This window comes from Pseudarthrobacter sp. PS3-L1 (assembly GCF_030063285.1).
Classification (GTDB): Bacteria; Actinomycetota; Actinomycetes; order Actinomycetales; family Micrococcaceae; genus Arthrobacter.
Genome location: NZ_JASISU010000002.1, coordinates 388,321 through 411,911, shown reverse-complemented (window position 1 = coordinate 411,911; position 23,591 = coordinate 388,321). Strand labels below are relative to the sequence as shown.

Here is a 23,591-nt window from a genome sequence, read left to right as displayed (position 1 = left end):
CCCGCGTGGTGCCGGCGTTACCGAGAAAGAGGAGTACACCCGTGCAGGACAGGTCGCTAGATCGAATAGCCGCCAACGCGACGTCGTCGTTCGTAGAGCACCTTCGACGTGACCGTCCCGAACTTCTTCCGTTCGGCGATGGCGGGCTGGTTGTCCAGGATTCGCGGATTCCCCTTCCCGTTGTGCAGGCGCCGCATGCAACCACCATTGTTGCGCTGATTTTTTCCGGTGGTGTCCTGATGGCGGGGGACAGGCGTGCCACCATGGGCAACGTCATTGCCAGCAGGCATATCGAAAAGGTCTTCCCAGCAGACCACTACTCCGTCCTCGGAATCGCAGGAACGGCCGGCATTGCCCTGGACCTGACGCGTCTGTTCCAGGTTGAGTTGGAGCACTACGAAAAGATCGAGGGCACCCGCCTCAGCCTGGACGGCAAAGCGAACCGCCTGGGCGCGATGATCCGGGGCAACTTACCGATGGCGCTCCAAGGACTTGCTGTGGTTCCGCTGTTCGCAGGCTTCGATACGGTACTTGGAGCTGGCAGGCTTTTCTCCTATGACGTCACAGGCGGGCGCTACGAGGAGCAGGAGCACCATACTGTCGGTTCCGGCTCGGTGTTTGCCCGCGGAGCACTCAAAAAGATCTGGCGTCCCGGACTTTCCGAGGCCGAGGCCGTCGCCGTTTCCATTGAAGCGCTCTACGATGCGGCGGACGACGACTCCGCCACTGGCGGTCCTGACGCCGTTCGCCAGATCTGGCCCGTTGTCTACTCCGTTACCCACGACGGTGTACGTCGTATTTCCGAGGCTGAGCTCGGGCCAGTGGCATCCGCCCTGATTGCATCCCGCAGTATCGCCAGCAGGGAGGCATGAGATGACCCAGCAGTTTTATGTTTCGCCCGAGCAGCTGATGAAGGACCGCGCAGACTTTGCCCGGAAGGGTATTGCCCGCGGTCGATCGGTTGTGGTGATCAGCTGTGCCGATGGCATAGCCCTGGTGGCCGAAAATCCATCGCCGTCACTGCACAAGATCGGCGAGATCTACGATCGCATAGCCTTCGCTGCAGTCGGGAAATACAACGAATTCGAGAGCCTCCGGCAGGCAGGCATCCGGTACGCCGATGTCCGTGGCTACTCCTACGATCGCGAAGACGTGACAGCCAGGGGACTGGCGAGTGTTTACGCACAGAGCCTCGGCGTGGTCTTTACCGCCGAACAGAAACCGTTTGAAGTTGAATTGGCGGTTGTTGAGGTGGGAACTACCCAGGCCCAGGACCACCTGTACAGGCTTACCTTTGATGGGTCCATTGCAGATGAGCACCACTTCATTGTCATGGGCGGGCTCGCGGAAAATGTTGCTGCCGTAATGACCGATGGGTGGAACGCCGGCATGACCATGTCCGCGGCCGTCCGCCTCGCTGCCGCGGGGCTGACGCCTGCGGGCGCTCCGGCTCTTCCCGCCGAGGCACTCGAAGCCGCCGTTCTGCAAAGATCCGTGCATCGCGACGCTGGCACGCGTCGCGCTTTCCGCCGTCTGGACGATGGAGAACTCGTGGCACTACTGACCGGGGAGGTCTGATGGACAAGAGGATTTTTGGCATTGAGACAGAGTTTGGAATCTCGTACTCAAGCCACGAGGGACGGCCGCTCGCACCTGAGGAGGTAGCTCGCTACCTGTTCCGCAAAGTGGTGAGCTGGGGGCGGTCCTCGAATGTCTTCCTCACCAATGGTTCACGCCTGTATCTCGACGTCGGTTCCCACCCGGAATATGCAACAGCCGAATGTGATGACCTGCACCAGCTCATTGCCCATGACAAGGCGGGAGAGTTGATTCTGGGAGACCTCGTCCAGGAGGCTCAGTCACGACTTGCAGCCGAGGGATTTAACGGCAATGTCTACCTCTTCAAGAACAATACGGATTCGGCCGGCAACTCCTATGGCAGCCACGAAAACTATCTGATTCCCCGGCGGGGCGAGTTCTCCCGTTTGGCAGAAATCCTTATCCCATTCCTGGTGACCCGGCAACTGATCTGCGGTGCGGGAAAGATCCTCAAGACACCGCAGGGAGCCACCTTTGCATTTTCCCAGCGGGCGGACCACATCTGGGAGGGTGTATCTTCTGCCACGACGCGTTCGCGGCCTATCATCAACACCCGCGATGAGCCACACGCGGACGCAGAGTTCTACCGACGTCTCCACGTTATCGTGGGAGACTCCAACATGTCCGAGACAACGTCGCTTCTCAAGACTGGGACAGTTGACCTCATTTTGCGCATGATTGAAGCAGGGGTCATCATGCGGGACATGCGGATGGAAAATCCGATCCGCAGCATCCGGGAGATCTCCCACGACCTCAGCGGCAAGGCTCTAGTGCGCCTGGCAAATGGTCGGCAGCTCACAGCCCTTGAGATCCAGCGGGAGTACCTTGCCAAGGTCACTGCCTTTGTCGCAGAAAACGGCGCCCACACGCCCCACGTTCCGCTCATCCTGGATCTGTGGGAGAGGACCCTGGACGCCATCGAATCAGGGGATACCGGCAGCATTGATACAGAAGTTGACTGGGCCATCAAGAAGAAGGTCATGGACAGTTACATGTCACGGCACGGGCTGGGCCTCGACGCGCCGCGCATAGCCCAGATTGACCTGACCTACCATGATATTTCCCGCAGTCGTGGGATCTTCTATCTCCTGCAGGCCCGCGGGGCAGTCCGTCAACTGGTCGAAGAGACAGACATCAAGGCCGCAGTGGATTCACCTCCGCAGACCACCAGGGCAAAACTTCGCGGTGACTTCGTCCGTCGCGCCCAGGAACTCGGCAGGGACTACACAGTTGACTGGGTTCATCTGAAACTCAATGACAGGGCACACCAGACCATTCTGTGCAAGGACCCATTTGAAAACCATGATGAACGGGTGGACGCGCTACTGGCTTCTATGGGCTGACTCCCAGCTTGCAGGGTTAAGATGGAGGGGACTGTTGGCAGCAACATGTGCCCAATGGGCCCCGCCTCGGTCTCCCCGAGCCCCGACGAAAGTATTTTTACGTGCGCCGACTTCTTGCCATTCTCCTACCCGCACTTCTCCTCCTCACTGCCTGTGGGGGGAACGGTGGATCCAATCCCGAGCCCAGCAGCGTGTCAGCTGGTGATACTTCGAAGCTGGATTCGCTGAAACTCACCGATAACGGGGATTCCACGGCACCTGGGCTTGAGTTCGACAAGCCCCTCGATGTCACTGAGCCAACCATCAAGATGGTTCAGGAAGGTGACGGCGATGTCGTTAAGGAAACGCAGGTCACCCAGATTTCCATCCTTGCCGTCAACGGTACGGACGGCAGCACCCTTGAAGACACCTTCCCCAAGGGTTCAGAGGCCCTGGAGCTTGACGAGGATCTGAAGACCGGGAATCCAGCCATCTACAACGCCCTGGTCGGTTCCAAGGTCGGTTCCTACTTCGCGTTTGCCGTCCCCGGCCAGCCCGCAACCACCGAGGGCGGCACCGCCTCGCCGACACAGCTTCTGGTCATCAAGCTTCTTGGCACCGCAGATGCCACGCCTGCTTTGGAAAAGCCTGAGGGTGATGTTGTGACGCCCCCTGCCGGTCTCCCTACCGTCACCGAAAACGCTGACGGCGTCCCCGAAATCAACGTCGATGGCGTCGCCGCTCCTACAGAGCTCATCTCCCAGGACCTCATTACGGGCAAGGGCGCAGTTGTCGAAGCGTCCAATACGCTCACCGTGAACTACGTAGGGGTGACCCTGGCGGGTGGAACCAAGTTCGATTCAAGTTATGACCGCGGAAAAGTTGCCACTTTCGGTCTGGACCAGGTCATCAAGGGCTGGGGACAGGGCCTCGTGGGGAAGACCGTGGGCTCCCGTGTCCTCTTGGTGATTCCCCAGGACCTGGCATACGGTGAAGCTGGTCAGGGTGATGCCAAGGGCGACCTTGTGTTTGTCGTCGATATCCTGGGTGCCAAGTAATTCTGATCCACCCTCACCCTCTCCCAGCAGATCTACCTTTAGGAGTATCCATGTCATTTGGTCAGCGAGATTTTGACCGCCAGAAGCCGGAAATCGATTTCCCTGAAGGCCCGGTACCCACCGAACTCGCCATCATCGATATCGTCGAGGGCGAAGGCGCAGAGGTCAAGGCAGGCGATACTGTCTCGGCGCACTACGTTGGTGTGGCCTGGTCAACTGGCGAGGAATTTGATGCGTCGTGGGGCCGCGGCGCACCCCTTGATTTCCGGGCCGGAGTGGGCCAGGTTATCCAGGGATGGGACCAGGGCCTCCTGGGCATGAAGGTGGGCGGTCGTCGCCGCCTAGAAATCCCGTCGGAGATGGCCTACGGCTCTCGCGGTGCCGGTGGGGCCATTGGCCCCAACGAATCATTGATTTTTGTTGTTGACCTGGTGGGACTGCGTTCCGCCTAGGCAGTATCCTCATGGCGCGGTCCGGAGCAGTAATTTACCTGCTTGGGGCCGCGCTTTCTGCTTTTACCCAGGATTTGAGTAACGTATCAACGTGTCTGCCTCCAGAACCGAACGCCTCCTGAACCTGCTCATGGCGCTTCTGAACACCCAGACCGGGCTGCGCCGGAACGAGCTTCGTCACAGTGTTTACCGGCAGAGCTCGGCCAATGAGGCCACCTTTGGCCGGATGTTCGAGCGGGACAAAAATGAGCTGCGCCATTTTGGCTTCGATGTCGAGACAGTCACCGACCGTGGGTGGCACCACGATGATCCGGCCACCACCAGGTACCGGATCGGAAAGAATTCCAACACACTTCCTGATCTGCACCTGACACCAGAAGAGTGGGCCGTGCTGCGGCTTTCGGCCCAGGTATGGGAACGTGCTTCGCTCGGACCCGCAGCGGCTGGAGCTGTCCGCAAGGTCCAAGCATCCGCAGCAATGACCGAACAGGCTTCCGGCGCGCTGCTGCAACCAAGAATCAAACCTGCCGGCCAGTCTTTCGACGAACTTGTCAGGGCCATGCACCTGCGACGGCCAGTCAGCTTTGGCTACGCAGCGCAAGGTTCCGGACACGAAAAAACCAGGACCGTTGAGCCGTGGGGTGTGGGCAGCAGATTTGGCCACTGGTACCTTGCGGGGTTTGACCGTGACCGCCAGGATCTGCGTTTCTTCAGGTTGTCCCGGCTGACCACCGGAGTCAATCTCTTGGCAACGGGAACCTTCGACCCGCCGTCGGACTTCAACATCAGCGTTGCCCTGGCAGCCTTCCCCGAGTTGCCCCAGCAGGAAGCAATCCTTGGGATGCGGCCCGGCACCCTGCAGCAACTCCGCAGGCGCGCGCGTGATGCGAAAGACCCGCAACCCGATGCAAAGGAGATCGACGACGTCGGCCAGGCTGGGTTGCTCTCTGACAGGGTAGCCGTGCCCTTCAGCGACATAGACGTCCTGGCTGAAGAGCTGGCTTCCTATGGCCCACAGGTTCGCGTGGAGGCGCCTCGGGAACTCCGCGACGCAGTCCTCCAACGGCTTCGCAGGGCGGCGGAATTTTCCGCAGCTCCGGGACCGTCACAAGCGATAACCTCCGCTGGCTCCTCAGCTGGCCAGGCACATGGCGCAGAGGATCAACTTCGACGCATGTTGGAGTTGGTGCCGTTCCTGGTCCATAACCAGGGCCTGCACATTACGGAGGTGGCCCAGCGTTTCGGTGTCAGTCGCGTGCAACTCGAAACTGACCTCCGCATCCTCATCTGTACGGGCCTGCCGGAAGGCTATCCTGATGACCTCTTCGACATTCAGTGGGAAGATGACCACGTTTTCATTACCCAAGACCTGGATCTCACCAGGCCCATTCGCTTCACGGCCGAGGAAGCAACGGCGTTGCTGGCTGGGGTACGGATCCTGGACGGAATGCCTGCTGTTGCAGAACAACAAACACTCGACGCGCTCCTGCTGAAGCTCACTGCCGCAGCCGGCGATGCTGGACTCCGGGATGGAACCCTGTCCGCGCCCGCGGTAGCGCCCGTGGAGATGGCTGCCCTGAACACCCTCCAGGCCGCCCTGGCTGATGGTGAACAGGTCCGCATCTCATACTTTTCTGCGCACCGAGATGCCAGCACGGAACGGTTCATCGATCCGCTCAGGCTATTTTCGCAAGACAGCACCTGGTATGTGGAGGCCTGGTGCCACTCCGCTGAAGGACGCCGCAATTTTCGGCTAGACAGGATGACCGAACTGCGAAGGACCGGGAAGGCTGCAACACATGTCGCTGAGGACCCTGGGGTACCCCTCCAGCTCTTTACGCCCAGCGCCACCGATGATGTGGTCCTGGTAGAACTCACGGAGCGGGGTAGGGCGCTGGCTGAGGACTACTACGCGCAGAATCGCACTGAACTCGACGGCGGCGGCGTGCTCGCAGAGATCCACTTTGGCTATGCCGGGTGGCCTGCCATGTTTGTTGCCCAGCATGGCGGACTCGCTCGGATTCTGGAGCCGGAGGATATTCGCGAGCAGTCCCTTGCCTGGCTCGAGGCGGCCATCGACCTTTACGCGGGATAGACTTTCGAACATGCCGTGGTGGTCCTGGATTCTGATCTGGATTGCGCTGATAGCGCTTTCCCTCTCTTTCTATGCCCTTCTTGGTATCCGGCTGTTTCGACAGTTCATGGCCACCATGAAGGATTTGGCGGAAGCCGGTGAACGCCTGGGGACATTCTCGGATGAACAGGGCCTGGAGGGCACAGCCGTGACCCGGCGTCAGGCGGGCGAACCCGTGCCTGGGGAAGCGATTTTTGCTTCCCGGGTGCAAAGCCTTCAGGACTACCAGTCCGCTAAGGCTGAACGACAGGCAGCACGTCGAGACCGACGCGTTGCACGCAGGAGGGACAGGAACCAACTCCAGTCCCTGAGCGATATAGGTTTGTAGAACAACGTCAAAGTAATTGAAGGAAGGACTCCCCGTGGGACGACTGTTTGATGGCCCCTGGCCCATCGTCATTATCATTGTGGTTGCACTGCTGCTCTTTGCTGCCCCCAAACTTCCCGCCATGGCGCGCAGCCTGGGTCAGTCCATGCGGATCATCAAATCCGAGGTCAAGGAAATGAAGAACGACGGAAAAGACGACCGCGACGACGCGGCCGCCGCTGGTCCGGAAGGTCCGGTGGAGGGAAAGGTTGTCAACCATCCCCGTACTCCGTCCAACGGTGGTGCCGACGGCACGGACGTTCCCCCCTCCACCCGCGCGTAACCGAGCGTGGCACAGGCGAAGGGCCGCAAAGCCAACCCGGAAGGGCGAATGGCGCTGTGGGATCATTTCAAGGAGCTCAGGAACCGACTGATCAAATCGGCGATTGCCGTGGTGCTGGCCGGAATCGCGGGCTGGTTCCTCTACGATCCCGTGGTGTACAACCTCTCCCAGCCGCTGATCACCATTGCGGAGGAGACCGGGCGCACGGCGGTCCTGAACTTTGCCACAATTGCGGACCCCTTCGCCTTCAAGATCCAGATCGCCATTCAAATTGGCCTCGTAATCTCCAGTCCCGTCTGGATCTACCAGGTGTGGGCTTTTATCACCCCCGGACTCACGGGGAAGGAACGCAAGTACACGCTGGGCTACATGGGTGCTGGAGTTCCGCTCTTCCTTGCCGGAATCTACGTCGGGTGGCTGGTCTTCCCGACTGTCGTACGGGCTCTGTTGCAGTTCACTCCCAGTACCGGCGCCAACAACATCAATGCCACGGACTACCTGACGTTCGTGACGCAGATGTTCCTGATCCTGGGCATCTCTTTCCTGGTTCCGGTCCTGCTGGTGGGCATCAACATGGCGGGGATCGTCCGGGGGCGGACGTTCCTCAAGGCCTGGCGAATCATCATTTTCCTAGTGTTTGTCCTGGCTGCGCTGGCTGCGCCAGGGACCGACGCCCTGTCCATGTTCCTGCTGGCGGCGCCGCTGCTGATCCTGTTTTTCTCGGCCATCTGGTTGTGCATCATCAATGACAAGCGTCGGGACCGCCGGGCCGCCAAGCAAGCGGTGGAGACCGAGGCCTCAGCGAATATCGCCACGCCAAGTTCTGACCTGAAAAAACTCTAGCCGCAGCGCATTAGGCTTGAACCATGTCCACTACTTCCGGACCCTGGTCCGCCGACTCCCTCTCGCCCGCCGAACGCTACAGCGCAGACGCGGAACGGAGGGCAGATGCTGCCAGCGACTTGGGTGGATTCATGCGGACCCTGGATTTTGAGCTCGATGATTTCCAGCTGAGGTCCTGCCGTGCCCTCCAGTCCGGCAGGGGAGTGCTTGTGGCGGCTCCCACGGGTGCTGGAAAGACAATCGTCGGCGAGTTCGCCATCTACGTTGCCCTCCAACGTGGAATGAAGGCTTTTTACACAACCCCCATCAAGGCGTTGAGTAACCAGAAATATTCTGAATTGGCACAGAAGTATGGTCCGGAGAATGTCGGGCTTCTCACGGGGGACACCAACATCAACTCGGGTGCGCCAGTGGTGGTAATGACCACCGAGGTCCTGCGCAACATGCTGTATGCCGACTCTGAGACCCTCAGTGAACTCGGATTTGTGGTCATGGATGAGGTCCACTACCTCGCGGACAGATTCCGCGGTGCAGTGTGGGAGGAAGTCATCATTCACCTCCCCAGCGAGGTCCAGGTGGTATCGCTGAGCGCGACAGTGTCCAACGCTGAGGAATTCGGCGCCTGGTTGGACACTGTCCGCGGTGACACTGCAGTCATCGTTTCAGAACACCGGCCGGTACCCCTGTGGCAGCACGTCATGGTGGGACGGCAGATAGTGGACCTCTTTGCGGGGGACGTCACCTTTGATGAGATTGCTCCAACGGGCGACGGCGACACTCCCGCCGCCGTTGTTGAACGCCGGGGCTTTGACGTGAACCCTGAGCTGTTGACCATGGCCCGCTCGGAAAGCCAACTCAAGAGCCGGACCCGTTTTGGCCAAAGCGGTAGGAGCGAGCGTCGTCACCAGCGTCAGCGCGATGACAAGCCAGCGACATCGCAGCAGCGTGCCCCCGTCCGGAAGGCCTCTCGTCCCCAGGTCATTGCCAGCCTGGACCAACAAGACCTGCTACCAGCCATTACCTTCATCTTTTCCCGTGCGGGCTGCGATGCGGCCGTGGCGCAGTGCGTCTCCTCCGGACTATGGCTGACCACTGAGAACGAACAGCGCATCATTGCGCAGCGGGTGGACGAAGCTGGCCAAGACATCCCACCTGATGATCTTGAGGTCCTGGGATTCTGGACGTGGCGCGACGGCCTGATGCGCGGCTTTGCGGCCCACCACGCCGGGATGCTTCCCACGTTCAAGGAAGTGGTTGAGAAGCTCTTTGTAGATGGCCTGGTCCGTGCGGTTTTTGCCACGGAGACGTTGGCGCTGGGCGTCAATATGCCGGCCCGATCCGTGGTGCTGGAAAAGCTGGACAAGTTCAATGGGGAAGCCCACGTGGACATTACAGCGGGGGAATACACCCAACTTACGGGGAGGGCCGGGCGGCGGGGAATCGACGTCGAAGGTCATGCCCTGGTCCTCTGGCAACCCGGGACCGATCCGGCAGCAGTCGCCGGCCTTGCTTCGCGCCGCACATATCCCCTGAATTCCAGCTTCCGCCCCACCTACAACATGAGCATTAACCTCTTGGCCCAGTTCGGCAGGCCCCGGGCCCGGCAGATCCTTGAATCCTCGTTTGCACAGTTTCAAGCAGACCGTTCTGTGGTTGGGCTGGCACGGCAGGTCAAGAGCCGGGAGGAGGCGCTGGCTGGCTATGCCGAGTCCATGACGTGCCATCTGGGCGACTTCACCGAATACTCCCGGCTCCGGCGCGAACTCTCCGACGCCGAAAAGGCAGCATCCCGAACAACCTCCAGGGCACGTAAGTCGCTGGTGGATGACTCCCTTGCCCGGCTTATGCCAGGAGATGTAGTCCAGGTCCCCGGCGGACGTGCTCCAGGACCGGCAGTGGTCCTGAATGCTGACCACCACGGACGCGAGCCCAGGCCCGCCGTATTGACCCTAGACAACCAGCTGCGCAGAATTGGTGCAGAGGACCTTGCCGGGCCACTGGAACCCGTCGCCAGAATCCGGATTCCAAAGGCTTTCAACTCCAAGGTGCCCAAGTCCCGGCGCGACCTCGCCTCGGCAGCTCGGAATGCGCTGCGCGAAGAGCGCCCGCTCCCGGCGAATATCAACAGGCGTAACGACGACTTTGGGCTGAGTACTGCCGCTCCGGACCAGGAACGACGCATCACTGAGCTGCGGCGTGCGCTGCGGTCCCATCCCTGCCACGGCTGCAGCGAACGTGAGGACCACGCCCGTTGGGCCGAACGCTGGTGGAAGTTACGCCGGGACACTGACGGACTGGTCCGCCAGATCCAGGGCCGGACGAATACTATTGCCAAAACGTTCGACAGGGTCTGTGAGCTTCTCACCAGCTACGGATATCTGGAGAAAGTTCCCAACGGTGGGCTTTCCATGAGCCGAGACGGGCACAGGCTTCGCAGAATCTACGGTGAGAAGGACCTGCTGATTTCCCAGGTGCTCCGGCTGGGTTCCTTTGATGACCTCGACGCGGTCGAGGTAGCCGCTTTCGCCTCGACCCTGGTCTACCAGGCAAAACGCGAAGAACGGGGGCTGCGCCCCAAGATGCCCAGCATTTCCCTTGAATCCTCGGTTGACACTCTTGTCCAGGAATGGTCTGCGCTCGAAGACGCAGAAGAGGCTCATAAGCTCCCGCTCACGGGGGAACCCGACGTTGGCCTTGTCTGGCCACTGTACAAGTGGGCGAAGGGACGGCACCTTCAGGAGGTCCTCCAGGGAACGGACCTGGCAGCTGGCGATTTTGTCCGGTGGGTCAAGCAAGTTATAGACCTGCTTGATCAGCTGGCGAAAATTCCTGGCCTCGATCCACGAGTGGCCCGGATCTTCCGGGAAGCCATTGGGAGCATCCGTCGGGGTGTCGTGGCCTACTCATCCGTGGCCTGACGCCCGATACCACCATGTTCCAGGGCCTGTTTCATGCCCGTGCCCGTACCACTCTCCAACGGATGATGGTCATCTGTTGATCGATTCAGGAGTCACGCTTTGACCACAGCAATACCGCAGTTTCCAACCGAGCCAGCTGCGTCCCAGCAGAACCGTGGGGTGGTGATGTACCGCAATGGATCTGTCTATTCGGCAGCTGATCCCTTCGCCTCCGCCATGCTTGTGGACTGTGGCGTCGTGGCGTGGGTGGGTTCCGAGCAGGCAGCTACTTCCATCACCGACAGCTCCATGGAAGTAATTGACCTCCAGGGAGCACTGGTGGCACCCGGTTTTGTTGATTCGCACGTTCATCTGAGTGAGACGGGTATTGCCCTGGAGTCGCTGCAGCTCGATGCCGTCCGGTCGGCAACGGAGCTGCTTGATGCTGTTTCAATGGCGGCACGGAAGGGTAGCGGAACCCTCCTGGGGCATGGGTGGGACGAGTCAGCATGGGCGGAATCCAGCCTTCCCACAAGCGACGAGCTGCACCGGGCAGCAGGAGGCCGTCCGGTATATCTCTCCCGGGTTGACGTTCACTCGGCCCTGATTTCTCCGGCCTTGCGCTCTGCCGCGGGGTTGGCTGTCGACGGTGAGCATGCGGTAGTCCGCAGGGCCGCCCACGAGCAGGCGCGCACCACGGCACGCAAGCTCCCGGAGGAAGCTATCGCTGGATTTCAGCGGACGGCACTGCAGCACGCTGCGGCGAATGGCTACGTTGCGGTCGCAGAAATGGGTGCCCCACACATTGGTGGAGTTGCGGACCTGCGGGTGGCAGCCAGTTGGGCTGCCGGGGTGTTGCCGCTGCCGGAAGTACTGCCCTACTGGGGTGCGCTGGCACGCGACAAGGAACATGCGGCCTCGATCCTGTCGGATCTGGGAGTTGATGTGCGGGGCCTTGCTGGAGACCTCAATATCGATGGGTCACTAGGTTCCCGGACAGCTGCCCTCCGGGCAGATTACGCAGACGCACCAGGGGAGCGGGGTTCGCTTTACCTTGGAGTTGATGAAGTCGCCGCGCATCTGGTTGCCTGCTCACTGCTGGGCATCCAGGGCGGATTCCACATCATCGGGGACGCCGGACTGGACGTTGCCCTCTCGGCACTCAGCCTTGCCGCCACGGAGGTTGGAGAGAACCGTCTCCGTGCCGCCGGTCACCGGTTTGAGCATGTCGAAATGGCTGACGCTGCAGCCGTGGCGCAGCTTGCGCACTACGCCGTCACTGTCAGTGCCCAGCCTGGTTTTGATGCAGCCTGGGCCGGACCCGAGGGAATGTATTACCAGCGACTCGGAGAACGGCACTCCGGGACCAACCCGTTCGCCTCGTTCTATGCAGCCGGCGTACCCATTGCCTTTGGTAGTGACAGTCCCGTGACGGCGCTGCGTCCCTGGTCAAGTGTGCGGGCCTGCATAGAGCACCGGACCCCCAACGAACAGATCTCGGCACGGGCGGCGTTCCTTGGACACACCCGGGCTGGCTGGCGCGCAGCGCGCTACAGCGATCCCATGGCTGGGCAGCTTGTGCCGGGTGCCCCAGCAAGTTTCGCGGTCTGGGAAGTCGAGGAACTCATGGTGCAGGTCTCCGATGGCAGAGTGCAGTCATGGAGCACTGATCCGCGCGCCCGCACGCCGCTGCTGCCCGCTTTGGATACCGGTGCCGACCCCATCTGCCTCCAGACCGTGCGCGACGGCGTCGAACTCTTCGCCCAGCCACAACTCCGAGCTGCTGCTGAGTAGCTTCATTGGTTGCCCACCACCGGTCGGGTTGACAGCAAAGTCCACTGTTCGGCCGCTATCATTGGAACTTGCGCCTGATTCTCTTGCTCCCAAGAGCTGTTCGGTGCCGTGTTCACATTCCCCCAGGAAAGGCCTTCAGTGCGCGTCCTCACCATCATTCCGACGTACAACGAGCTGGAATCACTTCCCATCACCCTGGGACGCCTCCGTGCAGCCGTGCCCGAGTCGGATGTCCTGGTTGTTGATGACAATAGTCCCGACGGAACAGGGTCCCTGGCCGACAGCATTGCAGCAGAGGACGCACAGGTCCATGTGCTGCACAGGCAGGGCAAGGCAGGGCTTGGGGCAGCGTATATTGCCGGGTTCCGGTGGGGTCTGGATGCCGGCTACGACGTCCTAGTGGAAATGGACGCTGATGGATCACATCAGCCTGAACAGCTTCCGTCCCTTCTGGAAGCAATCGACAACGGTGCAGACCTTGCCATGGGATCCCGTTGGGTCCCGGGTGGGAAGGTCGTGAACTGGCCGCTCTACCGCCAGGCCATTTCCCGGGTTGGCAGTACCTACGCCCGGTTGATGCTGGGCCTGCGGATCAAGGATGTCACGGGTGGCTACCGCGCGTTCCGACGCGGCACGCTTGAACAGCTCAACCTGGACCAAGTGGAATCTGTGGGCTATGGATTCCAGGTAGATCTGGCGTGGCGCGTAGCCAAGCTGGGACTGACAATTGTTGAACGCCCCATCACCTTTGTGGAGCGTGAATTGGGAGCATCAAAGATGAGCGGAAATATTGTTGTTGAAGCCATGGTCAACGTCACGCGCTGGGGCCTTGCTGCCCGCTGGAAGAAGCTGACCGGCAAGTCCTGAATCCTCTGTCGTGGAACTCCCCACAGAATAAAAAAGAGGCCCCGGTCCCATCACGTGATGGGACAGGGGCCTCTTTTATTGGCCGGTGAAATTCCGGTCAGGCTGTCCGGCGTTCGCCGCGGCGTTCACGCAGGATTGTGAGCCGGTCTTCCAGTATCTGTTCCAGCTCAGGCAGGCTCCGGCGTTCCAGTAACATGTCCCAGTGCGTACGGACTGCTTTTTCGTTGCTGTTGTCGGGGCGTTCCCCATCAACCAGCAGGGCTTCCTTGCCCGTCTTGGACACCCAGACCGGGGGGATCTCTGCCTCGGAGGAGAATGTCACGAAGACCTGCTCGCCGTCTTCACAGCGGTATTCCACACGCTGGCGGGGGGCTGGCTCGACGCCTGATTCCGTTTCCATGCTCTGCGCGCCGAGGCGCATTCCCCGCAGGCTACGATCGCTCATCTTTTCTCCCTCTGTTTGGTGTGCGGAGCCATGCTGCGCACGGGCACGATCCAGCAGTGCAGGATCTCGCCAGTATGTGCAGGACGTCGCATCATGCTCAATGCAACGCTCTGCGAAGCTAAGTTGTTCCAGGACGTATGAACGGGCCGGACAAATATCCCATTATACGGATGCCTTGGGCAGACCGCAAAGCATCACCGCAAAATCGCCGGAAGCCCGCACCCTTGGCGGGTGCGGGCTTCTGGGATGCTGCGACGGTGATGACGTACCTAGTGCACGTAGGTCAGATCAAACCCGGGGGGCCGGTGGCGTAGACGGCTTTTCCGGGATGGTCCGGCCATTTTCCGCCTCCGAGGCGCCATTTTCAGGCGCAAAGCCGCCCATTGCGCTACCAATTCCCTTGAGCGCCTCGCCCACTTCGCTGGGGATGATCCACAGCTTGTTGGAGGAACCTTCGGCAAGCTTGGGTAGCGTCTGTAGGTACTGGTACGCAAGCAGCTTCTGGTCTGGGTTGCCCTTGTGGATTGCTCCGAAGACTTTTTCAATAGCCTGAGACTCACCGTCAGCGCGGAGGATTGCTGCCTTTGCATCACCCTCAGCTGCAAGAATGGATGCCTGGCGTTGGCCCTCTGCGGTCAGGATGGCGGACTGCTTGGTGCCTTCTGCCGTGAGGATTGCTGCGCGCCTGTCTCGCTCCGCCCGCATCTGCTTTTCCATCGAGTCCTGGATGGAGTGGGGCGGATCAATCGCCTTGAGCTCAACGCGTGAGACACGAATGCCCCAGCGCCCGGTGGCTTCGTCGAGGACGCCGCGCAGTTGTCCATTGATCTGGTCCCGTGACGTCAATGCCTCTTCGAGGTTCAGGCCACCGACCACGTTACGCAGCGTTGTGGTGGTGAGCTGTTCGACGGCCTGGATATAGTTGGCAATCTCGTACGTAGCAGCCCGGGCATCCGTCACCTGGAAGTAGACCACTGTGTCGATGGAGACCACCAGGTTATCCTCGGTGATCACTGGCTGCGGAGGAAAGGAAACCACCTGCTCGCGGAGGTCGAGCATCGGCAAGAGCCTGTCCACGAATGGGATCAGGATGGTAAGGCCTGGGTTGAGGGTCCTCTGGTATTTGCCGAGGCGCTCGACGACGCCAGCCCGGGCCTGCGGAATAATCCGCACCGATCGGACCAGAACTATTACAACGAACACGATCAGGACCAGCAGCACGATGGTCAGTGCGAGTCCTCCTGCGTTATCCATATATCTCCTTGATTCCCCGGTTCTTTGTGAAGTGGATGGCTGTGCGGGGTCTATGGACCCTGCAGAGTACTGTGTGTGAAAAAATCCCGCTGACGGGTGCCTCAGATGGGCTTTACGCTGCTGGGCTCTGCGGCGTTGTGCTGTGCCACGACGGCGGTTGCGCCTTCTATGGCCGCGACGATGACCTGCGCCCCGGCCTCAAGCTGGACACCTGCAGAGCGTGCGCTCCAGATATCGCCACCGATTTTTACTAGGCCGCCGCGTTCAGTGACCGGTTCCATGACTACTGCTGACTCGCCAATGAGGCGGTCAACGTTGGAGCGCTGCTCGGCTGGCCCTTTTTTAAGGTGCCTCAACGCCTGCGGCCGGACGAGCCCGATCATCAGGAGGGACATGACGCAGAAGGCGATGATCTGTAGCCATAGCTCGGCGCCGGCAAAATCGGCAACGAGGCCGGCAAGGGCTCCTGCCCCCAGCATGATGAAAAACAGGTCCAGAGTGAGCATCTCGATTACGGCAAACACGAGGAAGAGGATGAGCCACACTGCCCACCAGTTTTGGCCAAGCCAGTCAAACATACTGTCCCCTTTGTTCTGGGGCCTGAGGTGACAGGCCCTGAGCGCTGTCACTCAAGTGTAGTCGCGCTTCCTACGCTGGGTCCGTTGTGGACCGGTCCGCTATTCAACGTAGTCAAGTCGTTATCTTGCCCACGGCGTGCTGGGCCCTCGTTTCAGGGATGCAGCGGATAGAAGGTGCTGATGTTGAAGCGTCCCTCGGTTTCCATTTCTGGTGTGCCGATGAACGGGTGATTACCGGCGCTGGCAGCTCCCTGCGAATGCGGCGCGTCAGGGCCGTCCAGGGAACTGAGGATTCGTTGGTGGATGACATTCCGCTCCATGTGGTGACCTGCCGGGCCCATGAACGCCAGGTCGGCTGCCTGGCTGGCCGACAACAACAGGGGGATCGTGACATCAGTGGTTTTTCCCCGGCGGAAATACGGTTGTAGCCGGCTGAAGAGGCGGTCGTCCTTGTCGCTTTCGATCCCCAGCATTCCAGTGAGCGTGGCGAGTTCCGCAAGGTGACCCTGCCGGGGAGTAGCAACCACCAGGACACCCCCAGGAGTCAGCACACGGGCAAACTCTGCAGGATTGCGTGGGGCAAAAACAACCATCACCGCATGGACCGATGAGTCCCGCAGCGGCAATGGATCCCAGATGTCGGCGGAAATGTTGAGCGCTTCAGGATTAAGCCTGCCAGCACGACGCAGGGCAAACTTGGAGATGTCCATGCCAACAGCTGCCGGTGCAACGCCATGAGCCACCTGCCTGTCCAGGACCTCCCTGAGGTAGTACCCGGTGCCCGTGCCGGAGTCCAGAAGGACTGGTGCTGGCACGTCCAGGGCATGCTCCACAGCGTGGGCGATCCCCGCGGCCAGTTCACGGTAGTGGCCGGTGGAGAGGAAGCGCACCCGTGCTTCGACCATCTCGGCTGTGTCCGAAGCGAAGGCAGTACCTTTTCCGGCAAGGAGGTTGAAGTAACCCTGCCGTGCCGCATCAAAAGAGTGCCCTTGCGTGCATCGGAGAGCTCGCTGCTGGCCGATCGCCTGGATATGGTGCAGGTCCAGACGGCAGACGGGACAGAGCAGCACTTCCGGGAATGGCATGGAGTCCATCCTAGGCCGGATCACTAAGAGCCTGGAAGCCGCCCGGGCTGGCGGTAGATAGGAGCCGGCTGCCTTCAACCTTCTACGCACGTTTGAGCGCGTTCCTTCAACTGTGCGCGTTTTCTGTGCAGCGTGCCGGTTGCCGCTAGGCTCACGTGGATGAAGCCAGAAAACCTTTCCTTGCTGAAGTCGGTTGGCCAGCCAACCGTCCATCCAGACGGCACCCGCTGTGTCGTATCCGTGACCCGCCCTGACTTTGACGCCGACGCCTACGTCGGTCAGCTCTGGAGCGTACCCACGGCTCCGGGTGCGCTTCCGCGACGGATCACCCGCGGGTTCCGAGACACAGCGCCGTCGTTCTCCCCGGATGGGCAGGTCTTAGCCTTCCTGCGGGCCAGCGTCGATGGGCCGCACCAGCTTTATCTTGTGCAGGCAGCCGGCGGTGAACCGCAGGCAGTCACTGACCGGCTGCTGGGGGTCACCGGCTTCGCGTGGGCTCCCGACTCCTATCGGATGGTCTTCTCGTCGCCCGAGCCGGACGATGGGCGCTATGGAACCGTGGATGATGTCCCGCCCGGACGTGAAGATGCCCGCCTCATTACGGACCTGAACTACCGCGGCAACGGTGCGGGATACACGCACGATAAATCCGCGCAGCTATTCCTCCTGGAAGTCCCGGATCTGGGGGCGGAACCGCGGCCACCCAGGAGGGGCAGAGCGCGGGTGACCCACTCCTTCGGTGCCGGCACGAAGACGAACCGCAGCGAATCGTCCCACGTTCCCGCCGCCGTTCAGCTCACGTCGCAGCCTGTGGACCACACCGACGCGTCTTTCACGAGCGACGGGACAGCTGTGCTTTTTGTGGCAGCCCTGCATGCCGGACGAGACACGGATCTGGTCCGGGATATCTACTCACTTTCACTGGATCCGCTACCCCTGAACGGAGAGAACGAACCGCTGCTGATCCGCCCCACGAACCATCAGCCCAGCACCGTGGGTAGCGTGCGTGAATCGAGTAACGGGAAGTGGCTCTTCTTCACGTCGCACAATCTCGGGACCACTGGAATCGACTTCGTCGCTCGCAATACTGCTCTCTACACCATGCCTGCCGGCGGGGGAGAGGCAACGGTAGTGACCGACGTCGAGGTGATGGATGTTTCGGCATCCGGCGCCCAGCTGGAACGTCATGGACCTGACGGAGTTCTGGTGCTCAACAGTGCGCAGGGAACGGTTGAGCTCCTCCAGGTCCAGGCCTCGGGCGGGAGCAGGCTTCTGGTGCAGGGTAACCGCGTAGTAACGGGCGCCAGCTCGGGAGGCGGAGCACTTATTGTGGTAGCTACTGATCCCTTAACCGCCGGGGACGTGTGGGTGGTTGAGGACGACGGCGGTCTTCGCCAACTCACGGATTTCTCTGCGGATCTGCGGACGGCGACGGACGTCATTGAACCGCTCGAACTTACTGTTACAGGCCAGGATGGCTATGAGGTCCACGGTTGGGTGGTCAAACCCGCAGGAAGTGGCCCACACCCGGTCCTGCTGACCATCCACGGCGGCCCCTTCTCGCAGTATTCCGTGGGGTTTTTTGATGAGGCGCAAGTCTATGCAGCTGCCGGGTATGCGGTGCTCATGTGCAACCCCAGAGGGTCGGCAGGCTACGGGCAAGAGCACGGAAGGGCCATCAAGGAAAAGCTGGGAACACTGGACAAGGACGATGTCCTGGGGTTTCTCGATGGTGCATTGGAGCAGGTTCCGGGGCTCGATGCTGATCGGCTAGGAATCCAGGGTGGGTCCTACGGAGGTTATCTCACCGCCTGGGTCATTGCCCACGATCACCGCTTCAAAGGGGCCATTGTGGAGCGGGGATTCCTGGATCCGGTCAGTTTCACCGGGTCAGCGGACATTGGCTGGTTCTTCGGACCGGAATATGTGGGAAGCAACCCGTCCCAGGTGGCCGCTCAGAGTCCCATGGCCGCCGTCGAACACGTCGAAACTCCCACCCTTGTGATTCACAGCGAAAATGATCTTCGGTGCCCTATCGAACAGGGGCAGCGCTACTTCACGGCTCTCAAGATGCAGGGAACGCCCACCAGCCTGCTCGTTTTTCCGGGCGAAGATCACGAGCTGTCGAGGACTGGAACACCTGTTCACCGCCGCCAGCGGTTTATGGAGATTCTTCGCTGGTGGAACACTTGGCTTCCCGTCGGAGACAGCGAGGCGCCGATATCCAGCTGACGGAAGGTCGTGCTCTTGCGGGCGGAGCAGGTCCCCGTTGCTGGGCACGCCGTCGTAAAGCGGTGGCGTCAGTGGCGCCCCGGTGCCCAGTGAGGGTCCGGCAGGAAACCAAGTTCCTGCCGGGCACCCTCGATACCCGGTTCTGCCCATCGACCATATTCGGTGTTCGAACATAGCGAGCGCAGCTCGGCTCGGTCAACGTAGAGGATCCCGGCCAGATGGTCGACCTCGTGCTGGACGATTCTGGCCTGCCAGCCTTCAAAGGTCTCCCGGGTGACCGCGCCCGTGAGATCCGTGGACGTGAGTTCTACCTTGCCTGCACGCTGGACGACAGCCTGCAGGCCATCCAGCGAAAGGCACCCTTCGAAAAACGAGGCTGTCGCTGAACCGACAGCGACATAGCTTGGGTTGATCAGGGTGCGGAATTCGAGGGGGTGGCGGTTTCGGGTACCTGAGATCTCCGCCGACACCGGATAGAGGTCTTCCAGCACTGCCAGCTGGAGTGGGATTCCCAGTTGCGGAGCGGCCAGTCCCACCCCTGGTGCATCATGCATAACGTCCCGCATGAGGTCCACCAGGTGTTCAAGTTCCCCAGCACTGAGCTGGGAGTCAACGATGGCGGACGGTTGCCGGAGGGCTGGGTGCCCGGCCTGGACTATGGCGGGCAGGCCCGGTGCCGCGAGCAGGGACATGACGAGTTCCCGGATTGCTCCGGGACTCTGCTCTGGCACGGGACGCTGGTCAGGAAGGCCGTTGCTCATCGGCATATCCTAACCTCGCTGCTCGGTTCACATCGACTAGGATCACAGTCATGCCTACCGAATCCGAGCCGTTCATTCCCGGTCCCGTCGCCGTGCCAGCCTCGGCTGCGGTGACATCCTCCGCGAAGGACCTGGTCCTGGATTTCATCAGAGTCCTCGAAGCGGGTGGTGGCAGTGCCGAACTGCGGCCTTTCCTTGCCCCGGGCTTTGAACTGACGGAGGCGCCTCATGCCCTCGCTCCCAGGGGTTCGCGGCGCAGTATCGAGCAGGTCCTCTCCGGAGCAGACCAGGGGAAGTTGATTGTCTCTGGCCAGCATTTTGATATTCGAAGGACCGTGGCGCAGGGGAACACGGTTGTTGTCGAAGCCGAGTGGAACGCGACAGTACTGATGCCCCTGCCGCACTGGGAGATCGGGGACACCATCACGGCCAGTACATGTTCAATCTTCGAGGTGCACCGTGGCCAGCTTTTGCACCAGTCCAGCTTTGACTGCTACCTCATTCCTGACTAGACCCAGCGCCACATCCGGGCGCAGCCTTAGAGCATGGAAAAGCGACGGGCAATCCGGGTCGCCGCTGCCGGAGTTTTGCCAACAAGCCGGATGCCAAGGTTCCGTGCGGACAGGACGGGGCCCGGGAACGGCGCCCCCAGTGTCATATTGAGCTCCGCCTGAAGTGCCGCCCGCCGCGCCGCGAGCAGCCGCTCGGTGCTGAACCCAGCAAGGTCTGCTGCGATGTCCCTCCCGGTCAGTGATTTCAGGAGCAGGGGTGCCAGGTGCGCCCCGTCCAGCCAGCCGAGGTTCATTCCCTGCCCACCGATGGGGCTGATTTCATGGGCAGCATCGCCAATCACAAGTGCGCAGCCGCTCGCCATGGTGGAAACGAAGGCGCGGTGCGGGGTAAACCCACTCGTCATGGTGCAGGTTTGCGGGTCCAAGCGCAGGCCAGTGCGGTGGGACACGAGCTTGGCGATCACGTCCGATGACGGCGCTGCCTGCGGCAGTGGAACCCGGATCACCCACCGGCGCTGTTTTTTTGGAAGGGGAAAAGACTCCACAATGCCTGCCCGTTCAAGGTAGAGGAGCGCATCCTGGCCCAGGGCATCGTCATCGGCAAAATCGCCCATGACAAAATGCTTCGCGTAGGTTTTGTGCCGAGAGTGCATCCCCGGCCTGTTGCTGGAGTGTGAAGCTGCACCGTCGGCAAACACCACCCATCGTGCCCTGGCGGTATGTGCACAACCCGACGCCTCCAGCGAGAGCGTTGCACTGCGCTCACCCAGGGCAACGCCGGTGACCTGGACGCCATCCTGGAGGGCGGCGTCGTCGAACGCGTGCGTTTTTGACATCAGTAGCTGTTCGGTGGCTGTCTGCGGGACCGCAAGAATATAGGGATATGGGTGGTCAAGTGCACCGAAATCGAGGCTCGCGAGTTGGCGGTTGCCGCTGAAAGCCACGCCACGCCGGACCCTGATGCCAGCGGCAGTCAACGGTTCGGCAAGGTCCAGCTCTGCTAGCGCACTCAGAGATGGTGGGTGGACGCCGATTGCACGCGACCACGAGCTTCGACTAAGGCGCTGTTCATAAACCCGGACGGTGGCGCCGGCCTTGAGGAGGAGCCCTGCAAGGAACAGCCCCACCGGGCCACCACCTACAACCGCAACGTCAATCATGGTGGGGCTCGCTCCGCTGCCGAATTTCTGTTGGTGGGCCATCCTGCAGGCCATTGCGTTCGGGTGCGTCCCGGAGGAGGAGTTGGTGGAATGGCCTGTGGCGTTCTACCCGCCATCCCGAAGGAACGGTGGCGCTCAGCTCGGCCGGGGTGTAACTGCGTCGGATGGATATCAGCCCATCGTGGCGGATGAACGATCCTCGCAATGGGGCAGCGGCAACGGCAAACAGTGCGTAGGCCAGAGCATTCCGGCGGAGGTCGTTGTGGATACTGAGCTTGTCTGCGAGCAAGAGCGAATCCGCCAGGAACGTCCGGAGATCGGGTGCGCTGAGATGGTGCAGGACGTGGTTTGAGACAACAAAGTCGAAGGTCTGGCCCTCAGCAACCAGGTCTGCACTTGAGGCCTGCCTGAACGCGACAGGCTGGTGTAAAGGTTCTGCGCCAACCCCACCTGCGCCAACCCCATCTGTGGCAAACCGAAAAGCACGCTCGTCGGGGTCAATTCCCAGGACCTGGAGGATGACGCCGTCGCGGGCCGCCCAGGCTGCCAGCGCCCGTGAGAGGTCACCACCGCCACACCCCAGATCCAGCAGGGTAGACGGCGTGACGTGGCTCAGCAACGGCCTGATCAGCTGGCAGTAGGTTGTGCGCCACCCTGCTACTGCCCGGTTGACCAGACGAAACTGTCTGTAGGTCGCGGCGAGCCGTACCGGGTCGCAGTCCGGGTCATCCATCAACTCGCGGGCATCGACGGCCCGGTGTCCCAGATCAGGCATGGAATGCGGCCGAGGTACCGCGAGCCATTTTGGTGAAGAGTCCTGTTTCGACTGTCAGCCCGGGTCCAAACGCCATGGAACACACGGATTCATCCTCGGTGCCGGCTTCCTGCAGGATGTGCTTGAGGACAAACAACACCGTGGCGCTGGACATGTTGCCGTAATTGCGCAGGGTTTCCCGAGCGGGGACCAACTGGGTCTCAGTGAGCGAGAGCCGGGACTGGACCTTGTCCAGGATGCTGCGACCACCCGGGTGGATTGCCCAGTGCGTGACGTCCGTGTAGGTGGACCCGGCGAGTTGCGGGAGGGCGAAAATTGGTTCGAGGGCGCCGGTAATGTGCTGGTCGATGATATGTGGAACGTAGTTGCCCAACACCATTTCGAATCCGTGGTCGCCAATATTCCACGCCATGGATTCCTCACCCACGGGCGTGAGGACCGTCTCGAAGTGATCAAGGCGTAACAGGGGCCCCGCACTCGCAGGGGGCCTGGCCGTCACGATAGCGGCTGCGGCTCCGTCCGCAAACAGCGCCGAACCCATAATGGTGTCGGGATTATTGGACGTCCGCACGTGGAGGGAACATAGCTCCGCGCACACAACCAGCACGACGGCGTCAGAATCCGCATTGCAGAATTGGGCTGCTTCGCGTAGCGCCGGGAACGCGGCATAACAGCCCATGAAACCAAGATGGTATCGCTGCACGGCAGGGTCGAGCCCCAGGGCCCGCACAATACGGTAGTCCGGCCCAGGGTTGAAGAAGCCGGTACAGGAGACGGTAATCAGGTGTGTGATGTCGGCAGCTTCGATTCCCCCGCAGTTGTTGACGGCGGCCCGGGCCGCCTCAATGAAGAGGGGAGTGGCCTCGCGGGCAAAGATCTCGTTGCGGACCTTGGTACTGGGGTTCAGAAGTAGTCCGGATGACGGATCAAAAAACTGTGGATCATCGGTGGTGTGCTCCAGGTTCAATTCGCGGACAGCCGTATATCTGGTCTCAATGGCTGCAGAGTCAAAACACGTTGCCACAAGGCGGCTTCCCAGCCTTGTCAGTCCGGGCTGGGCTGCAAACACATCCTTTGCCTGGTCCTGAACAAGAAGTGTGGAGGGAACTACTGTTTCGAGGGCGCACACGTAGGCTGTCATGCTTTCATTGTTGGACACCGGCATGCTGCTGA

The 23,591-nt window shown here is 61.0% G+C and carries 22 protein-coding genes; 14 read left to right on the top strand and 8 right to left on the bottom strand.

All coding sequences use genetic code 11. From position 1 onward, the window contains the following. Nucleotides 1-41: 41 nt before the first annotated feature. The 12 genes from prcB (at nt 42) to QMG79_RS06270 (ending at nt 13,616) form a co-directional block, all read left to right on the top strand. Nucleotides 42-872 (top strand): proteasome subunit beta, encoded by an 831-nt coding sequence (gene prcB / locus QMG79_RS06325; protein WP_283537731.1) that lies wholly within the window; start codon nt 42-44, stop codon nt 870-872. Nucleotide 873: 1 nt separating this feature from the next. Beyond that, nucleotides 874-1,578, top strand: coding sequence for a proteasome subunit alpha (gene prcA / locus QMG79_RS06320; protein WP_283537730.1), 705 nt, complete (start codon nt 874-876; stop codon nt 1,576-1,578). Continuing rightward, entirely contained in the window at nt 1,578-2,942 is a 1,365-nt protein-coding gene (gene pafA, locus QMG79_RS06315; RefSeq protein ID WP_283537729.1) for a Pup--protein ligase, read from the top strand. The genes prcA and pafA overlap by 1 nt, the downstream gene beginning before the upstream one ends. A 101-nt stretch (nt 2,943-3,043) precedes the next feature. Continuing rightward, complete coding sequence (locus QMG79_RS06310; protein WP_283537728.1) at nt 3,044-3,979, top strand: FKBP-type peptidyl-prolyl cis-trans isomerase; 936 nt, start codon at nt 3,044-3,046, stop codon at nt 3,977-3,979. Between the two features lie 50 nt (nt 3,980-4,029). After that, a complete protein-coding gene (locus tag QMG79_RS06305; protein ID WP_283537727.1) occupies nt 4,030-4,431 on the top strand; it encodes an FKBP-type peptidyl-prolyl cis-trans isomerase in 402 nt (133 codons plus the stop codon). 91 nt (nt 4,432-4,522) lie between these two features. Then, nucleotides 4,523-6,526 carry a helix-turn-helix transcriptional regulator gene (locus QMG79_RS06300; RefSeq protein ID WP_283537726.1) on the top strand — a complete coding sequence of 668 codons (2,004 nt, stop codon included), beginning with the start codon at nt 4,523-4,525 and terminating at the stop codon, nt 6,524-6,526. A 10-nt stretch (nt 6,527-6,536) separates the two neighbouring features. Next, complete coding sequence (locus tag QMG79_RS06295) at nt 6,537-6,893, top strand: hypothetical protein (RefSeq protein ID WP_283537725.1); 357 nt, start codon at nt 6,537-6,539, stop codon at nt 6,891-6,893. Nucleotides 6,894-6,927: 34 nt separating this feature from the next. Beyond that, nucleotides 6,928-7,215 carry a Sec-independent protein translocase subunit TatA gene (gene tatA / locus QMG79_RS06290; RefSeq protein ID WP_283537724.1) on the top strand — a complete coding sequence of 96 codons (288 nt, stop codon included), beginning with the start codon at nt 6,928-6,930 and terminating at the stop codon, nt 7,213-7,215. Between the two features lie 48 nt (nt 7,216-7,263). Beyond that, nucleotides 7,264-8,058, top strand: coding sequence for a twin-arginine translocase subunit TatC (gene tatC, locus QMG79_RS06285; RefSeq protein ID WP_283538019.1), 795 nt, complete (start codon nt 7,264-7,266; stop codon nt 8,056-8,058). 23 nt (nt 8,059-8,081) lie between these two features. Beyond that, nucleotides 8,082-10,976 (top strand): DEAD/DEAH box helicase, encoded by a 2,895-nt coding sequence (locus QMG79_RS06280; RefSeq protein WP_283537723.1) that lies wholly within the window; start codon nt 8,082-8,084, stop codon nt 10,974-10,976. 165 nt (nt 10,977-11,141) lie between these two features. Next, complete coding sequence (locus QMG79_RS06275; protein ID WP_283538018.1) at nt 11,142-12,749, top strand: amidohydrolase; 1,608 nt, start codon at nt 11,142-11,144, stop codon at nt 12,747-12,749. A gap of 138 nt (nt 12,750-12,887) precedes the next feature. Further along, a complete protein-coding gene (locus QMG79_RS06270) occupies nt 12,888-13,616 on the top strand; it encodes a polyprenol monophosphomannose synthase (protein ID WP_283537722.1) in 729 nt (242 codons plus the stop codon). 97 nt (nt 13,617-13,713) lie between these two features. On the opposite strand, the gene QMG79_RS06265 is transcribed toward QMG79_RS06270, so the two are convergent. From QMG79_RS06265 to QMG79_RS06250, 4 genes are all read right to left on the bottom strand, one after another. Then, nucleotides 13,714-14,061 carry an RNA polymerase-binding protein RbpA gene (locus QMG79_RS06265; RefSeq protein ID WP_283537721.1) on the bottom strand — a complete coding sequence of 116 codons (348 nt, stop codon included), beginning with the start codon at nt 14,059-14,061 and terminating at the stop codon, nt 13,714-13,716. 288 nt (nt 14,062-14,349) lie between these two features. After that, a complete protein-coding gene (locus QMG79_RS06260; protein WP_283537720.1) occupies nt 14,350-15,315 on the bottom strand; it encodes an SPFH domain-containing protein in 966 nt (321 codons plus the stop codon). A 101-nt stretch (nt 15,316-15,416) separates the two neighbouring features. Then, nucleotides 15,417-15,893, bottom strand: coding sequence for an NfeD family protein (locus tag QMG79_RS06255; RefSeq protein ID WP_283537719.1), 477 nt, complete (start codon nt 15,891-15,893; stop codon nt 15,417-15,419). A 152-nt stretch (nt 15,894-16,045) separates the two neighbouring features. After that, nucleotides 16,046-16,978 (bottom strand): putative RNA methyltransferase, encoded by a 933-nt coding sequence (locus QMG79_RS06250; RefSeq protein ID WP_283537718.1) that lies wholly within the window; start codon nt 16,976-16,978, stop codon nt 16,046-16,048. Nucleotides 16,979-17,137: 159 nt separating this feature from the next. Here QMG79_RS06250 and QMG79_RS06245 point away from each other — a divergent pair, with 159 nt between their 5' ends. Then, the gene (locus QMG79_RS06245) at nt 17,138-19,210 is read left to right on the top strand and encodes a S9 family peptidase (RefSeq protein ID WP_283537717.1); all 2,073 of its coding nucleotides are present in this window, start codon (nt 17,138-17,140) and stop codon (nt 19,208-19,210) included. 68 nt (nt 19,211-19,278) lie between these two features. On the opposite strand, the gene QMG79_RS06240 is transcribed toward QMG79_RS06245, so the two are convergent. Then, nucleotides 19,279-19,971, bottom strand: a complete 693-nt coding sequence (locus QMG79_RS06240; RefSeq protein WP_283537716.1) for a peptide deformylase — start codon at nt 19,969-19,971, stop codon at nt 19,279-19,281. Between the two features lie 50 nt (nt 19,972-20,021). On the opposite strand from QMG79_RS06240, the gene QMG79_RS06235 reads away from it, so the two are divergent. After that, nucleotides 20,022-20,483: a nuclear transport factor 2 family protein gene (locus QMG79_RS06235; RefSeq protein WP_283537715.1), complete on the top strand. Its 462-nt coding sequence runs from the start codon at nt 20,022-20,024 to the stop codon at nt 20,481-20,483. 26 nt (nt 20,484-20,509) lie between these two features. Here QMG79_RS06235 and QMG79_RS06230 read toward each other — a convergent pair whose 3' ends face one another. Genes QMG79_RS06230 through QMG79_RS06220 form a run of 3 tightly spaced genes read right to left on the bottom strand, consistent with a single transcriptional unit; the run spans nt 20,510 to nt 23,559 of the window. Then, nucleotides 20,510-21,685: an FAD-dependent oxidoreductase gene (locus QMG79_RS06230; protein ID WP_283537714.1), complete on the bottom strand. Its 1,176-nt coding sequence runs from the start codon at nt 21,683-21,685 to the stop codon at nt 20,510-20,512. After that, nucleotides 21,636-22,418, bottom strand: a complete 783-nt coding sequence (locus QMG79_RS06225; RefSeq protein ID WP_283537713.1) for a class I SAM-dependent methyltransferase — start codon at nt 22,416-22,418, stop codon at nt 21,636-21,638. Before QMG79_RS06225 ends, QMG79_RS06230 begins: the two co-directional genes overlap by 50 nt. Then, nucleotides 22,411-23,559 carry a type III polyketide synthase gene (locus QMG79_RS06220; RefSeq protein WP_283537712.1) on the bottom strand — a complete coding sequence of 383 codons (1,149 nt, stop codon included), beginning with the start codon at nt 23,557-23,559 and terminating at the stop codon, nt 22,411-22,413. Before QMG79_RS06220 ends, QMG79_RS06225 begins: the two co-directional genes overlap by 8 nt. Nucleotides 23,560-23,591: the final 32 nt, after the last annotated feature.